The organism is Nocardia harenae NBRC 108248 (genome assembly GCF_001612885.1).
Lineage (GTDB): Bacteria > Actinomycetota > Actinomycetes > Mycobacteriales > Mycobacteriaceae > Nocardia > Nocardia harenae.
The window spans coordinates 176,868-191,630 of the sequence record NZ_BDBH01000006.1; the positions used below are offsets into that span (position 1 = coordinate 176,868).

Annotated in this window: 12 protein-coding genes and 2 pseudogenes; 7 read left to right on the forward strand and 7 right to left on the reverse strand. The window is 72.8% G+C overall.

Features of this window, described 5'->3' with window-relative positions; genetic code table 11:
* Nucleotides 1-38: 38 nt before the first annotated feature.
* Nucleotides 39-644: pseudogene (locus NH2_RS15175) on the forward strand (NAD(P)-dependent oxidoreductase); the annotation flags it as partial.
* On the opposite strand, the gene NH2_RS15180 reads toward NH2_RS15175, so the two are convergent.
* On the reverse strand, nt 641-2,005 hold the full coding sequence (locus NH2_RS15180; protein ID WP_067653969.1) for an FAD-binding oxidoreductase: 1,365 nt from the start codon (nt 2,003-2,005) through the stop codon (nt 641-643). The pseudogene NH2_RS15175 and the gene NH2_RS15180 overlap by 4 nt on opposite strands.
* 161 nt (nt 2,006-2,166) lie before the next feature.
* On the opposite strand from NH2_RS15180, the gene NH2_RS15185 reads away from it, so the two are divergent.
* Nucleotides 2,167-3,297: a response regulator transcription factor gene (locus NH2_RS15185; protein ID WP_067653970.1), complete on the forward strand. Its 1,131-nt coding sequence runs from the start codon at nt 2,167-2,169 to the stop codon at nt 3,295-3,297.
* 59 nt (nt 3,298-3,356) lie between these two features.
* Entirely contained in the window at nt 3,357-4,211 is an 855-nt protein-coding gene (thiD, locus tag NH2_RS15190; RefSeq protein ID WP_067653971.1) for a bifunctional hydroxymethylpyrimidine kinase/phosphomethylpyrimidine kinase, read from the forward strand.
* Here the strand turns inward: thiD and NH2_RS15195 are convergent, their stop codons facing one another.
* Nucleotides 4,212-4,910, reverse strand: coding sequence for a TetR/AcrR family transcriptional regulator (locus NH2_RS15195; RefSeq protein ID WP_067653973.1), 699 nt, complete (start codon nt 4,908-4,910; stop codon nt 4,212-4,214).
* A gap of 74 nt (nt 4,911-4,984) precedes the next feature.
* Between NH2_RS15195 and NH2_RS15200 the strand changes: the two genes are divergently transcribed.
* The 4 genes and pseudogenes from NH2_RS15200 (at nt 4,985) to NH2_RS15215 (ending at nt 9,069) form a co-directional block, all read left to right on the forward strand.
* Nucleotides 4,985-5,638: an SAM-dependent methyltransferase gene (locus NH2_RS15200; protein WP_067653975.1), complete on the forward strand. Its 654-nt coding sequence runs from the start codon at nt 4,985-4,987 to the stop codon at nt 5,636-5,638.
* A gap of 65 nt (nt 5,639-5,703) precedes the next feature.
* Nucleotides 5,704-6,630: pseudogene (locus NH2_RS15205) on the forward strand (dolichyl-phosphate beta-glucosyltransferase); the annotation flags it as partial.
* A 68-nt stretch (nt 6,631-6,698) separates the two neighbouring features.
* Nucleotides 6,699-8,639, forward strand: coding sequence for a glycosyltransferase family 39 protein (locus NH2_RS15210; RefSeq protein WP_067653978.1), 1,941 nt, complete (start codon nt 6,699-6,701; stop codon nt 8,637-8,639).
* A gap of 103 nt (nt 8,640-8,742) precedes the next feature.
* Nucleotides 8,743-9,069 carry a DMT family transporter gene (locus NH2_RS15215; RefSeq protein ID WP_157103795.1) on the forward strand — a complete coding sequence of 109 codons (327 nt, stop codon included), beginning with the start codon at nt 8,743-8,745 and terminating at the stop codon, nt 9,067-9,069.
* Nucleotides 9,070-9,189: 120 nt separating this feature from the next.
* Here the strand turns inward: NH2_RS15215 and NH2_RS15220 are convergent, their stop codons facing one another.
* The 5 genes from NH2_RS15220 to NH2_RS15240 are packed head-to-tail and all read right to left on the reverse strand — an operon-like array spanning nt 9,190 to nt 14,755.
* Nucleotides 9,190-10,152, reverse strand: coding sequence for a linear amide C-N hydrolase (locus NH2_RS15220; protein WP_245650585.1), 963 nt, complete (start codon nt 10,150-10,152; stop codon nt 9,190-9,192).
* A 56-nt stretch (nt 10,153-10,208) separates the two neighbouring features.
* Nucleotides 10,209-10,814: a TetR family transcriptional regulator gene (locus NH2_RS15225; RefSeq protein WP_067653982.1), complete on the reverse strand. Its 606-nt coding sequence runs from the start codon at nt 10,812-10,814 to the stop codon at nt 10,209-10,211.
* Nucleotides 10,815-10,818: 4 nt separating this feature from the next.
* Nucleotides 10,819-11,589 carry an enoyl-CoA hydratase family protein gene (locus tag NH2_RS15230; protein WP_067653983.1) on the reverse strand — a complete coding sequence of 257 codons (771 nt, stop codon included), beginning with the start codon at nt 11,587-11,589 and terminating at the stop codon, nt 10,819-10,821.
* The gene (locus NH2_RS15235; protein ID WP_067653984.1) at nt 11,589-12,749 is read right to left on the reverse strand and encodes an acyl-CoA dehydrogenase family protein; all 1,161 of its coding nucleotides are present in this window, start codon (nt 12,747-12,749) and stop codon (nt 11,589-11,591) included. Before NH2_RS15235 ends, NH2_RS15230 begins: the two co-directional genes overlap by 1 nt.
* Nucleotides 12,746-14,755, reverse strand: coding sequence for an acetyl/propionyl/methylcrotonyl-CoA carboxylase subunit alpha (locus NH2_RS15240; RefSeq protein ID WP_067653985.1), 2,010 nt, complete (start codon nt 14,753-14,755; stop codon nt 12,746-12,748). The genes NH2_RS15235 and NH2_RS15240 overlap by 4 nt, the downstream gene beginning before the upstream one ends.
* Nucleotides 14,756-14,763 lie beyond the last annotated feature (8 nt).

Sequence of the window (14,763 nt, forward strand, 5' to 3'; positions counted from 1 at the left end):
CCGCGCATGTTTCCGAGACGCAGGGCGCGGTTTTCGGAGCGACCGGAACGGTGGGCAGGCTGGTGGTCGAGCAGGGCCTGGAGCGCGACCACGAGATCACCGCCTGCACCCGCGATGCGGCGGGCGTCGGCGCCCCGCACCCGAGCCTGCGGGTGGTCACCGGCGATGTCCTGGATGTGACCGCGGTGCAGCGCGCGGTGGCCGGGCAGGACGCGGTGATCGTCGTGCTCGGCAACGGCCGCAAGGGGGTCGTCCGCGCCGATGGCACCCGCACGGTCATGGCGGCCATGCGCCGCACCGGGGTCGAACGGCTGGTCTGCCAGACCACGCTGGGGGCGGGCGACAGCAGGGCGAACCTCAACTTCCTCTGGAAGTACGTCATGTTCGGGCTGCTGCTCCGCCCCGCCTACGCCGACCACCAGCTCCAGGAGCGGTACGTCCGGGAGGCGACCGACCTGCGCTGGACCCTGGTGCGGCCGAGCGCCTTCACCGACGGCCCCGCCACCGGCACCTTCCAGCGCGGTTTCGGGGCCGACGTATCGGGGCTGGCGCTGAAGATCTCCAGGGCCGATATCGCCGGCTTCCTGCTGGACCAGGTCACCGACGAGACCTACTTGAATCGGGCCGTCGGGATCTCGGACTAGCCGAGCGCGTGGTTCGCCACGAAGGCCGCGCCCGGCGCGACCGCGTCCCTGACCCGGCAGAGGCGGGCCCAATCCTCGCCGTCGTAGAGCCTGCCCGACTCCACCCGGTTCTCCGCGAAGGTCGGGATCAGGTTCGGCCGCGACCAGGCGGACATCGCCCTGACCACGCCGAACGCCGCCGCCCGGCCGGCGACCGCGGCCTGCGGGGTCGGCGCGACCGCCACCGCGAGCAGCGCGAACTCGCCGGGCACGTGGGCGAGCGCGCCGCCGTCGACGGCGGGCCTGCCGAGCGCGCCGCCCAGGTGCCGCAGCTCGGCGAACATGAGGCCGTGCGCGACGCCGTCGCCGACCTGATCCAGGAACGCCGAGACGGCGGCGGCGTCGAGCGGGCCGAGCACGCTGTGGTCGCCGACGCACGGGGTCGGGGCGGGCGGGTCCATGTGCGTGAAGAGCAGCTGCGCGGCGGGGATGCGGGCGAAGGTGTCCAGCTCGGGGGCGAGCGCGCGCAGCGGGGCGAGCACCGCGGCGGCGGTGTCGTCGTCGGCGAGCACGGCGCCGTCGATGATCACCAGGTCGCGGCCGGCGAGGAACGGCGGCAGCTCGGGCAGCGGCGGGAAGCTCATGATCCGCAGCGAGGTGGTCGCGGACTCCGGGGCGCTGCGGCTCCACTCGGCGTAGGCGGTGACCACCTCGGCGGCCATGGCCCGATCCCAGAGCAGCATGCCGGCGAAGACGTCGGCGTAGGGCAGCAGCTCGAATTCGACGGCCACCACGACGCCGAAGTTGCCGCCGCCGCCGCGGATCGCCCAGAAGAGGTCGGGGTGCTCGGTCGCGGTCGCCCGCACCAGGGTGCCGTCGTGCAGCACCACCTCGGCGGCGCGCACCGAGGTGGCCGCGATGCCGTGCCTGCGGGCGTAGAAGGAGAGCCCGCCGCCGAGCAGGTAGCCGATCACCCCGACGTCGGGGGCGCTGCCGTGCAGCGCGGTCAGCCCGTGCGCGGCAGCGGCCTCGATCACCTGCTGCCACTGCGTGCCGCCGAGCACCCGCGCCACCCGCGCGGCCGGGTCGATGGTGACGCCGGTGAACTCGGTGAGCCGGAGCAGCAGCACATCGTCGAGTCGGCGCTCGCCGAGCGGGGTGGCGCCGTGCCCGGTGCTCTGCGGCGCCACCCGCAGCCCGGCCGCCCCGGCGGCGCGGACCAGCCCGGCCACCTCCTCGACGCTGCGCGGCAGCGCGACGGCGGCGGGCCGCAGGTCGACGGCGAGGTTCCACGGGGTGCGGGCGGCGTCGTAGCCGGGCTCACCGGGCAGGTGCAGCTCGCCGTGGCCGCGGAGCGAGTCGAGCGGGAGGGTGCTGGTCATGGTCGGGCCTTTCGATCGGTGCGATGCGACCAACTCTGCGAGCCGCGAGCGGCCGGGAACATCCCGGACGACCGGGGAGAACCGACCCGTAGGTTCTGGTGGGTACCGGTCCCCAGAGATCTGGGATAGCGCAGGTCGCAGCGGTACCGCACACTGATTCCATGGCCAGAGGACTCACCGCCGCCCGCGTTCGGCAGGATGTGGACGTCGTCGCGCGCGCCGGCCTCGACCTGGACACCTTCCTCGCGGAGGCCAGCGCCTCGGTGGCGCGGGCGGTGCCGTGGGTCAGCGCCTGCATAGCCACCCACGACCCGGTGACACACATGCTCACCAGCGCCCGCAAATACGGCGACCTGCATACCCGCAACAGCCACGACCTGGAGTTCGGGCTGATCGAGTACGGCACGGTCGAGCCGACCGCCTTCACCGAGCTGGCCCGCGCCGACGTGCCCGCGGCCGGCGTGCACCTCATGACCAATGGCGAGGTCGAGCGCTCCGGCCGGATGAGCACCTTCATGAAGCCGCTCTTCGGCTACGCCGACGAGGCCAGGCTCGCCTTCCGCGACGGCACCGAGGTGTGGGGCGCCATGGCGATCTTCCGCGGCGACGGGGACGCCCCCTTCGACGCCGCCGAGGTCGATTTCCTCGCCTCGCTGGCCGCGCCCTTCGCGCACGGCGTGCGCACCGGCATGCTCGCCCAGCTGGCCGAGGCGCGCCCGCCCGCCACCGTCACCGGCCCGGCCGTGGTGATCGTCGGCGCGGACGACCAGATCGTGCAGATGAGCCTCGGCGCCGAGCAGCGCATCGGCGACCTGGACCACGGCGCCAACGGCGGCGACCCGCTCTCCCCGATCGGCGCGCTGATCGGCGCGGCCCGCCGCTACGGTCGCGGCGAGACCACGGTGCCGCCGCGCTGCCGGCTGCGCACCGGCTCCGGCATGTGGCTCGTGCTGCACGCGGGCCCGCTGACCACCCGCGACGGCAGGCAGGGCGAGGTGGTGATCACCATCGAGGAGGCGCGCCCGCCGGAGATCGTCGCCATCGTGGTCGCCGCCTACGGCCTGACCCCGCGCGAGCGCGACGTGGTGCAGCTGGTGCTGCAGGGCGTCGACACCAAGGAGATCGCGGGCACGCTGCACCTCTCCACCTACACCGTGCAGGACCACCTCAAGGCGGTCTTCGACAAGGCCGATGTGCGGTCGCGCCGGGAGCTCATCTCCAAGGTGTACTTCGACCAGTACGTGCCGCGAATGGGCGCGGAGCTCTCGCCGACCGGGTGGTTCGTCGCCTGAGCCGAGCGCCGCCCGGCAGCCCCTCGAGCCCGCCGAGCGCAGCGAGGCAAGATGAACCCATGCACTTGCTGCCGTTGCCCGCTTCCGGGCAGACCCCGGTCCGCGTCCTCACCATCGCGGGCACCGACTCCGGCGGCGGCGCCGGAATCCAAGCCGACTCCCGCACCATGGCGCTGTGCGGCGTGCACGCCTGCGTGGCGGTGGCCGCGGTGACGGTGCAGAACACGCTCGGCGTCAGCGGCTTCCACGAGATCCCGGCGGAGGTGGTGGCGGCGCAGGTGCGCACGGTGGTCTCGGATATCGGGGTGGGCGCGGCCAAGACCGGCATGCTCGCCTCGACCGCGATCATCGAGGCGGTGGCCGCGGTCTGCCGCGAGCTCGGGATCGGGCGGGACGGCGCGATACCGCTGGTCGTCGACCCGGTCGCCGCCTCCATGCACGGCGATCCGCTGCTGCACGCCGAGGCGCTGGATGCCGTGCGGCACACGCTCATTCCGCTCGCCACCCTGGTCACCCCGAACCTGGACGAGGTGCGGCTGCTCACCGGCATCGAGGTGGTCGACGACGCCACCGCCCGCGCGGCCGCCGAGGCGCTGCACGCGCTCGGGCCGCGCTGGGCCATCGTCAAGGGCGGGCACCTGCGCTCCTCGGCGATCAGCAAGGATCTGCTCTTCGACGGCGAGCGGTTCCACGAGTTCAGCGCGGCGCGCATTCCGACCGGGAACGATCACGGGGGCGGAGACACGCTCGCCGCCGCCGTGGCCTGCGCCCTCGCGCACGGGTACGGGGTGCCGGAGGCGGTGGAGTTCGGCAAGGAGTGGACTCGGCGCTGCCTCGAAGCGGCCTACGATCTCGGCGCCGGGCACGGGCCGGTCTCTCCGCTCTGGAGGTTGGGGGTTGCGCCGGGGGCGTGATCAGCCGCGTTCTACCGCCTGCGCGAGCGACGCGTCGAGATCCAGCACGATTCCATGCAGGCGGGAACCCGCCTCGACCAGCGCGGTGACGATCGCCCCGAGATAGGCGACGAACCGCTCGACCGGCATCGGCGCCGGCTCGGAACGATCCGACCCCAGCCACCAGTCGGTGGCCGAGGCAACCGCCCCGAACACCGAGTAGTTCACCAGCTCCAACCCGGACACATCGAGCTCGGAATCCCCGACCTCCGCGGCGACCAGCTCGGCCGCCCACCGCGCGGAGCGCCGCGCCGACCGCAGCGCCCGCTCGGATTCCCCCGCGTTCCGGGTGAAGTGGCTGTGCAGCAGGAACCGGAAGACGTTCGGGTGCTGATCAACCACGAGCACGTACTCGGTGACGGCCCGGCCGATCAACCCCCGCACCGGGTCGGCGGTGAGATCGGCGACATCGGCGATCCTGGCCCAGAGCAACTCGCGCATCCGGTCGACGACGGCGTCGTAGAGATCGGTCTTGTCCTCGAAGTGCCTATACAGCTTGGGCTTGGCGGCCCCCGCCTCGCGCGCGATGTCGCCCATGCTGACCCCGGGGCCGAGCGCGTCGAGCGCGCGGACGGCCGCGTCGACGAACTCCTCGCGCATGCGCACCCGGTGCGCCCGCCAGCGTTCGGTGCGGGCGTCGACCCGGGTGCTGCGCGTCATCCCCGCAGCCTACTTTTTTGCCGGTTCGGCACGGTAAGTGGCGGGAGCGGAGCGGGCGGCGGCACCATGCGACCATGCACGATCACCACGCGGCCCCGCCCGCCACCATCTCCACCCGCGAGCACTGGGACACCTTCTACCGCGAGCGGGACCGGGTCTGGAGCGGAAACCCGAACCCGATCCTGGTCCGCGAGGCAGGCGAGCTCACGCCGGGCACCGCGCTCGACCTCGGCTCCGGCGAGGGCGGTGACGCCATCTGGCTGGCCGGGCTCGGCTGGCGGGTGACCGCGGTCGACGTCTCCCAGGTCGCGCTGGACCGGGCCGCCGGGCACGCCGCCGACGCCGGGGTCGGCGACCGCATCACCTGGGCACGGCACGACCTGCACACCGGCTTCCCCGCCGGACGGTTCGACCTGGTCTCCGCCCAGTTCCTGCACTCCCAGACGGCGCGGCCGGGTGAGCGCGACGGCATTCTGCGCAGGGCCGCCGATGCCGTCGCCGTCGGCGGCGCGCTGGTGATCGGCTCGCACCAGGGGTGGCCCAGCTGGATGGACGAGCCGCCCTTCGCCCACGAGTTCCCCACCCTGGAGCAGGTGCAGGAGGCGCTGGCGCTCGGTGACGACTGGCAGGTCGTCACCGCCGAGCTGATCGAGCGCGACGCCCCCGGCCCCGAGGGACAGCCCGGCACCCGCGCCGACAGCGTCCTGCACCTGCGCCGCCTGCGGTAACGCTCGCAGGAACCTCACAGCCGGGCCCCAGCCCGGTGGCAGCGGCGACCCCGAGTCTCGTACCCATGACCGAGACCGTGACCGTCGCGCCGCCGACGGAGAGAAGCGCGACCGCGGAGCACCCACCCGTGCTGGACGTGGTCATCCCCGTCTACAACGAGGAGACCGACCTCGGCCGCTGCGTCCGCGGCCTGCACGCCTACCTGCGCACCGGCTTTCCCTTCCCGGCCCGCATCACCATCGCCGACAACGCGAGCACCGACGCCACGCTCGCGGTGGCCGATGCGCTCGCGGGCGACCTGCGCGGCGTGCGCGTCGTGCACCTCGACCGCAAGGGCCGCGGCCGCGCCCTGCGCACGGTGTGGGAGCACTCCGACGCCCGCGTCGTCGCCTACATGGACGTGGACCTCTCGACCGACCTGAACGCCCTGCTCCCCCTGGTCGCCCCGCTGGTCTCCGGCCATTCCGACCTGGCCATCGGCACCCGGCTGGCGGGGTCGTCGCGGGTGGTGCGCGGCCCGCAGCGGGAGATCATCTCCCGCTGCTACAACCTGATGCTGCGCGCCTGGCTGCGCGCCCGCTTCACCGATGCCCAGTGCGGCTTCAAGGCCATGCGCACCGAGGTGGCGCGCAGGCTGCTGCCGCTGGTCGAGGACAGCGAGTGGTTCTTCGACACCGAGCTGCTCGTGCTCGCCGAGCGCGCCGGGCTGCGCATCCACGAGGTCCCGGTGGACTGGATCGACGACCCGGACTCCCGGGTCGACATCGTCGACACCGCCCGCAAGGACCTGCTCGGTGTCTGGCGGGTCGGCCGCGGCCTCGCCTCCGGCGCGCTGCCCGTCGAGGAGCTGCGCCGCGCCATCGGCCGCGAGCCGCTGGTGCCGGGGGTGCCGCTCGGGATGGTCGGGCGGCTGGTGCGGTCCGCGGTGATCGGCGTGCTCAGCACCGCCGCCGACGTCCTCGTGCTGGCCCATCTGCTCGCGACGCTCGGCAGGTTCGTCGGCCTGCGCTGGGTGTTCCGCGATGCGGGCGCCCGCCCGACCCCCACCGGAGGATCCCGGTGACCGCCACGCTCGCCCCGCCCGCCGCCGCAGCGCCCTCGGTGCGCGAAAACCGCTGGGAGCGGCCCGCACTGGGCGCGCTGCTGCTCGGCACGCTGGTCGCCTACCTGATCAACCTGAGCGCCAACGGCTGGGCCAACAGCTTCTACTCCGCCGCCGTGCAGGCCGGTTCGGAGTCCTGGACCGCGTTCTTCTTCGGCTCGTCGGACGCCGCCAACTCGATCACCGTCGACAAGCCGCCCGCCTCGCTGTGGCTCATGGAGCTCTCGGTGCGGCTCTTCGGGCCGAACAGCTGGAGCATCCTGGTGCCGCAGGTGCTGCTCGGCGTCGCCACCGTCGCGGTGGTGTACGCGGCGGTGCGCAGGCCGTTCGGGCCGGGGGCCGGGCTGATCGCCGGGCTCACGCTGGCGGTGACGCCGGTGGCGGTGCTCATGTTCCGGTTCAACAATCCGGACGCGCTGCTGGTCTTCCTGATGGCCGCCGCGGCGTATGTGATGGTGCGGGCGGTCGAGGACGGGCGGACGCGCTGGCTGGTGCTGTGCGGTGCGCTCATCGGGTTCGGGTTCCTGGCGAAGCAGTTGCAGGTGTTGCTCGTGGTGCCGGGGCTGGCGCTGGTCTATCTGTTCGCGGGGCCGCCGCGGCTCGGCAAGCGGGTGCTCCAGCTCTTCGCCGCCGGCGCGAGCCTGGTCGTCGCGGCCGGTTGGTGGCTGCTCGCCGTGGAGCTGTGGCCCGCGGACTCGCGACCGTGGATCGGTGGGTCGCAGCACAATTCGATTCTGGAGCTGACGCTCGGGTACAACGGGCTCGGACGGTTGAACGGCCAGGAGACCGGCAGCGTCGGCCCCGGTGGGGAGTTGCCCGCCGGTGGGAACGGGATGTGGGGCAGCACCGGGCTCACCCGGATGTTCGAGGCGGCGCAGGGTGGGCAGATCGCCTGGCTCATTCCGGCCGCCATGGTGACGCTGATTGCCGGAGTGCTGTTGCGCGGCAGAGCCGGTCGCGGCGATCGGCAGCGCGCCTCGCTGCTGCTGTGGGGAAGCTGGTTGCTGGTCACCGGGCTGGTGTTCAGCTTCATGGCGGGGATCTTCCACCAGTACTACACGGTGGCGCTGGCGCCCGCGGTTGCCGCGCTGGCCGGGATCGGGGCGGTGCTCGCCTGGCGCAATCGCTCGCGGGCGCTGGTCCGGTCGGCGACCGCGCTCGCTCTCGCGCTGACCACCGCGACGGCGTGGCTGCTGCTCTCCCGCAGTGCGGAGTTCCTGCCCTGGCTGCGCTGGGCCGTGCTCGGCGCCGGTGCGCTCGCCACCGTCCTCGCGCTCGTCGCCCTCCCCCGCCGCGCCGCCGTCGCCGCCGCGCTGATCGCCGCCTTCGTCGCGCTCGCCGGGCCGGTGGCCTACAGCGTGCAGACGATCGCGACCGCGCACTCGGGGTCCATCCCGTCGGCCGGGCCGAACGTCGGCCGTGGCATGGGTGGGCCCGGTGGGATGCGCGACCGTGCTGGATTCCCGGCTGCCGCTCCCGGCGGCTCGGCGACAACGGGCACCGACGGCGCCCGCACCGGCGGCGGCGCGATGGGCGGCCTCCTCGGCAGCTTCGCCCCCACCCAGCGGGTCGTCGCGCTCCTGGAGAGCGACGCCGACAACTTCACCTGGGTCGCCGCGGCGGTCGGCTCGAACAGCGCCGCCGGCTTCCAGCTCGCCACCGAACTCCCGGTCATGCCCATCGGTGGCTTCAACGGCAGCGACCCCTCGCCCACGCTGGAGCAGTTCCAGCAGTACGTCCGCGAAGGAAGGATCCACTACTTCATCGGCGGCAACCGCGGCGGCCCCGGCGGCTCCAGCACCTCGACCAGCTCCCAGATCGCCACCTGGGTGCAGCGGAACTTCACCGCCACCGAGGTCGACGGCGTCACCCTCTACGACCTCACCGCGAGCGAGTAACCCGAGAACCGACCGGCGCGAGCGGCCCCACCGCTCGCGCCGATCGCGTGTCACCGGACGATGGACCTGCACGCCCGTCCCCATCCGTCCCCAGGAGAGCCCAGTGACCCCGTACCTCTTCCTCGCCGGCGCGATCCTCGCCGAGGTCTTCGCCACCAGCCTCCTAGGCAGCACCCAGGGTTTCTCCCGGCTGTGGCCGACGGTGGCGGTACTCACCGGCTACGGCATCGCCTTCGCCATGCTCTCCCAGGCCATCGCCAGGAATATGCAGGTGGGGATCGCGTACGCGCTGTGGTCGGGGGTGGGCACGATCCTGATCGTCGGGATCGGCATCCTGTTCCTGAAGGAGCCGCTCACGGCGGCGAAGGTCGCGGGGGTGGCGCTGGTGGTGGCGGGGGTGGTGATCCTCAATCTGGCCGGGACGCACTGAGGTAGTCGGCGCCGCCGATGTAGTCGGCGTGGCCGTGGGGATGGGTGGCATCCCCCGAGGCAGTGCGGCGGCTCGCCGAGGCGCTGCAGCCGGTGTGGGACTTGGCCGAAGCCGACAGCATCAGCCGAGCACCCACTGCGGCTCGGCGGCAGGCTCGAAACGGCTGCTGACGTCGCCGAGCAGCCCCGGCCCGACGGTCAGCTTGCGGCACTCGTCGAAGTCCAGTTCGGAGAGCCGGGCCCAAACGATGTCCGGGCTGAACGAGGACTCGTAGGCGTAGACCCCGCGGCCCAGGTCGGCAAGGGTGCGCCAGATCGTCGCCGCGATATTCGGCCGCTCCGGATCCGGCGCGCCGAAGGGCTGCGCGGCATTGCGCATGACGCTGAGCAGCGCGGCGTAGGCGCGGCCGGGGGTCTCGGCGGCGGGCAGCCGGTCCAGGTAGTACCCGGCCCGGACGAAGCGGTCGGCCGCCTCGGTGGTACCGGGCAGCGGCAGATCGCCGCCGAACCCCGCATAGCGGCTGCGCAGCTCGAGCTGCTGGTCGAAGGGCGGCGAGTTGGTCATCACGGTGTAGGCGCGGTCGTGGTGCAGATGCGGCTTGCCGTCCAGGTGCTCGATGACGAGCGAATCGCCGCTGGCGTCGTCCAGCGCGAGGTGCACGGTGCCGAGCCGCCCGGAGCGCGGCTCGACCAGCGGAACCACCTGCATGGGCTGCTCCGCGAGTAGCTGCACGCACTCCGCGACGGTGGCGCAGCGATCCAGGAAGTACTGCGCCCAGAGCGAGACCGCGAGCGCTGGCAAATCCGGAGCACGCTCCCCGAAGTCGGACTCGGCGAGCCAGAGCACGTGCGCCCCGAGCCCGCGCTCGTTGATGCCGTCGGTGCTCGCGCCGTCCCACACGGTGGCGACGACGCTGCCGTAAGTCGCCGTCCAGCGCAGCGGATTCGGGTCGCTACCGTGCCCGACCCGGGCAACCCCCCGGGGAAGCGACCAGAGGTTGGTGTCCATCTCCTCGGGCCAGTCCATATTCCGCCCGACCAGAACGCCCTGCTCGCTCGCCGTCCACATCACCCGTGTGCACATGCGCTCTCCTCGCGCTCGGCTACCGATTAGTTACCTAGCGCACATGCTACTGCGGATCAGCCCTGCAGCGCGGTATGCAGCGTGGCGGCCCACTGCTGCACGATCTGCTTCCGCCGCACCGAGTCGTCGGTGAGCACGTCGGCCAGCCCGAGCCCGCGGGCCAGGTCGAGGGTGGCCTGGACGAGGTGGTGCGCGACCGGGTCGGAGTCGTCCACCTCGAGCGCCTCGACCGCGCGCCGGTGCGCCGCCCGCCCGAATTTCGCCTCCAGCGGGACGATGCGCTCGCTCAGCGCCGGGTCGGCGGCGGCGTGCGTCCACACCTGCAGCGCCGCCTTGAAGAGCGGGCTGGTGTAGGACTCGACCAGCCCGGAGACGACCGCCTCGGTGCGCGCGGGGCCGGAGGTGGCGGCGAGCGTCGCCGCCTCCGCCCTGGCCTGGCCGTCGCGCACGTCGAACATGTACTCCAGCGCGGCGGTGATGAGGTCCTCGCGGGTCGGGAAGTGGTGCTGGGCGGCACCGCGCGAGACCCCGGCGCGTTCCGCGACCACCGCGACCGTCGCTGCGGCCCAGCCGAATTCGGCCAGACAGTCGATGGTCGCCTCGAGCAAACGCTGCCGCGTGGCGCGGCTGCGGTCCTGCTTGGGTTCGTGCGGAGTCACCATGGGCTCATTCTGCCCAGGAGGGCGGGCGGCGCTGCAGGAAGGCGGTCATCCCCTCGCGCACCTCGGCCGTGCCGAAGAAGCTCGCGGAGCGCTGCGCGAGCTCGTCGGCCGAGCTGTCGAAACCGGCCAGGATATCGGCATTGACCAGGCGTTTTGCCTCGGCCAGGCCCTGCGGGGCGCCCTTGCGCAGCTCGGTGCGGAAGCGGTCGATCTCGGCGGCCGGATCCTCGGCGGCAACGGTCACCAATCCGATCGCGGCCGCGACCCCCGGACCGAATCTCTCACCCGTCAGGTAGTAGCGGCTCGCCGCGCGCTGATCCAGCCGGGGCAGCAGGGTGAGCGAGATCATGAAGGGCGCCAACCCGATTCGCACCTCGGTGAGCGCGAAGCTGCTGCCGGGTCCGGCCACCACGATGTCGCAGCCCGCCACGATGCCCATGCCGCCCGCCCGGACATTGCCGTCGATCCGGGCCAGCACCGGCTTGGGAATCTCGACCAGCCTGCGCAGCACTCCGATCATGCTGCGGGTGCGCTGGTCCGCGGCGACCGCGGGGTCGGCGTCGCTCGCCTCGCTCAGATCCGCGCCGGCGCAGAAGGTATTGCCGGTGTGGGTGAGCACGATGCCGCGCACGGCGTCGTCGGCGGCGGCCGCGTCCAGCCCGGCGAGCAGCTCGGCGACGAGCCTGCCGGAGAGCGCGTTCCGATTGTGCGGCGAGTCCAGGGTGAGCGTGGCGAAACCCGTGCTCACCTCGTATCGCACCAGCGGCTCTGCCATCAGTACGACTTCGGCAGGCCGAGCGAGTGCTGGGCGACGAAGTTGAGCACCATCTCCCGGCTCACCGGCGCGATCCGCGCGATCCGGGCCGCGGCCAGCATGGAGGCCAAGCCGACCTCCTTGGTCAGCCCCGAGCCGCCGTGCGTCTGCACCGCCTGGTCCAGCGCCTTGATGCTGGCCTCGCCCGCGGCGTACTTGGCCATATTGGCGGCCTCGGCGGCGCCCATCTCGTCGCCGGTGTCGTAGAGCACGGCGGCCTTCTGCATCATGAGCTTGGCCAGTTCGACCTCGACCTTGGCCTGCGCCAGCGGGTGCGCGATGCCCTGGTGCGCGCCGATCGGGGTCTTCCACACGGTGCGCTCGCGGGCGTACTCGACGGCCCGGTCCAGCGCGTAGCGGCCCATGCCGACGGCCATGGCGGCACCCATGATGCGCTCCGGGTTGAGCCCGGCGAAGAGCTGCATGAGCGCGGCGTCCTCGCTGCCGACCAGCGCGGTGCCGGGCAGCCGGACATCGTCGAGGAAGAGCGTGAACTGGGTGTCCGGCTCGATGATGTCCATCTCCTGCGCCGTCTTCTCGAAGCCGGGGGCGTCGGTGGGGACGATGAAGAGCGCGGGCTTGAGCTTGCCGGTCTTGTGATCCTCGGTGCGGGCCACGATGAGCACCGCCTCGGCCTGGTCGACGCCGGAGATGTAGACCTTGCGGCCGTTCAGGATCCAGTCGCCGCCGTCCCGGCGCGCGGTGGTGGTGATCTGGTGCGAGTTGGAGCCCGCGTCCGGCTCGGTGATGCCGAAGACCATCTTCGCCGAGCCGTCGGCGAGCTTGGTCAGCCACTCCCGCTTCTGCTCCTCGGTGCCGTACCGGGTGATGATGGTGCCGCAGATGGCGGGCGAGACCACCATGAGCAGCAGCCCGGCGCCCTGCGCGGCGAGCTCCTCCATCACCAGCGCGAGCTCGTACATGCCCGCGCCACCGCCGCCGTACTCCTCCGGCAGATTGACCCCGAGGAAGCCGAGCTTGCCCGCCTCGTCCCAGAGTTCGTGCAGCGGTTCGTGGTTGCGCGCCCGCGGCAGCACGTAGTCCAGGTAGGGGTACTTGCCCGCGAGCGCGGCGACGGCCCGGCGCAGCGACTTCTGCTCGTCGGTCTCGATGAAACTCATGCGTTCTCCTGAGAAATCGCTGCTTCCGCGGCATCTTGCACCACCGCGAGGACGGTGCCGACGTCGACCTGATCGCCGACGCCGACGTGCACGGCGCTGAGCACGCCGTCGGCGGGGGCCGCGATGGTGTGCTCCATCTTCATGGCCTCCAGCCAGAGAATCGGGGTGCCCGCGCTCACCGCGGCGCCCACCTCGGCACCGAGCCGGATCACCGTGCCCGGCATGGGCGCCAGCAGCGAGCCGGTGGCCACCAGGTCGGCCGGGTCGGTGAAGCGCGGCAGCTTGCGCAGCGCCACCGGGCCGAGCGGGGAGTCCACCGCCACCAGCTCGCCGTACCTGGCGACGGCGAACTGCCTGCGCACCGGCCCGCGCTCGCCCGGCACCGCGAGCACCACCCGGTCGGGGGTGGATTCCAGCACTTCCAGCCCGTCGTGGCCGTCCACCGCGATCACCCCGCGGGTGACCCGGTAGCCGATCTCGCGCACGGCGCCGTCCCTGCCCTCGAACCGCTTGACGGTGGACTGCGAGGGCAGGTTGCGCCAGCCGCTGGGCAGCCCTGGCAACGCCCGCGCCGCCGCGCGATTGGCGGCGGCATCGGCCAGCGCGGCGGCGACGGCGGAGAGCTCGGTGCCGTCGGCGTCGGTGAGCGGCGCCGCGAGCGCGGCGAGGCCGTGCGTGGCGAAGAAGGCGGTGTCGGTGTCACCGGCCAGGAAGGCGGGGTGCCGCAGCACCCGGACCAGCAGGTCGCGATTGGTCACCAGCCCGTGCAGCCGGGCGCGCTGGAGCGCGTTGGCGAGCAGCCGGGCCGCCTCGCCGCGGGTCTCGGCGACCGAGATGACCTTGGCCAGCATGGGGTCGTAGTGCACGCCGACCACCGAGCCGTCGACCACGCCGGTGTCCAGCCGGATGCCGGAGCGCGCGGGGAGGTCGAACTCGGCGAGCACGCCGGGGATGGCGATCCGGTGCACGGTGCCGCTCTGCGGCTGCCAGTCCTGCGCCGGATCCTCGGCGTAGAGCCGGACCTCGATGGAGTGGCCGCGCTGCGCGGGCGGCTCGGCGGGCAGCGCGGCGCCGTCGGCGATCTCCAGCTGCCACCGGACCAGGTCCAGCCCGGTGGTGCACTCGGTGACCGGGTGCTCCACCTGGAGCCGGGTGTTCATCTCCAGGAAGAAGAAGTCGCCGCGCTCGTCGGCGAGGAACTCCACGGTGCCCGCGCCGGTGTAACCGATCGCCTCGGCGGCCAGCCGGGCCGCCTCGAAGAGCCGCGCACGCATCCCGTCCACCCGCTCGACCAGCGGCGACGGCGCCTCCTCGACCACCTTCTGGTGCCTGCGCTGGATCGAGCACTCGCGCTCGCCGACCGCCCACACGGTGCCGTGCGTGTCGGCGAGCACCTGCACCTCGATGTGCCTGCCGGTCTCCAGGTAGCGCTCGCAGAAAACGGTGGGGTCGCCGAAGGCGGACTCCGCCTCCCGGCGCGCGCCCGCCAGCTGCTGCTCCAGCTCGGCGAGTTCGCGGACCACCCGCATGCCGCGGCCGCCGCCACCCGCCGACGCCTTGATCAGCACCGGCAGCAGGTCGGCGGTGACCAGGGCCGGGTCCAGCTCGGCGAGGACCGGGACCCCGGCGGCGTCCATCATCTTCTTGGCCGCGACCTTGGAGCCCATCTGCTCGATCGCGGCGACCGGCGGGCCGATCCAGGTGAGCCCGGCTTCCTGAACCGCGCGGGCGAACTCGGCGTTCTCGGAGAGGAACCCGTAGCCGGGGTGGATCGCGTCGGCGTCCGCTGCCAGCGCGGCCTCGATGACGAGGTCGCCGCGCAGGTACGTCTCGCCGGGGGTGTCGCCCGGCAGGCGCACGGCCGCGTCGGCCTCGGTGACGTGCGGCGCGGCGGCGTCGGCATCGGAGTACACGGCGACGGTGCCGAGCCCCATCCGCCGGCACGTCGCGAAGACCCGGCGCGCGATTTCGCCACGGTTGGCGACGAGAACGGTTTCGACAGTCATGGGAACGC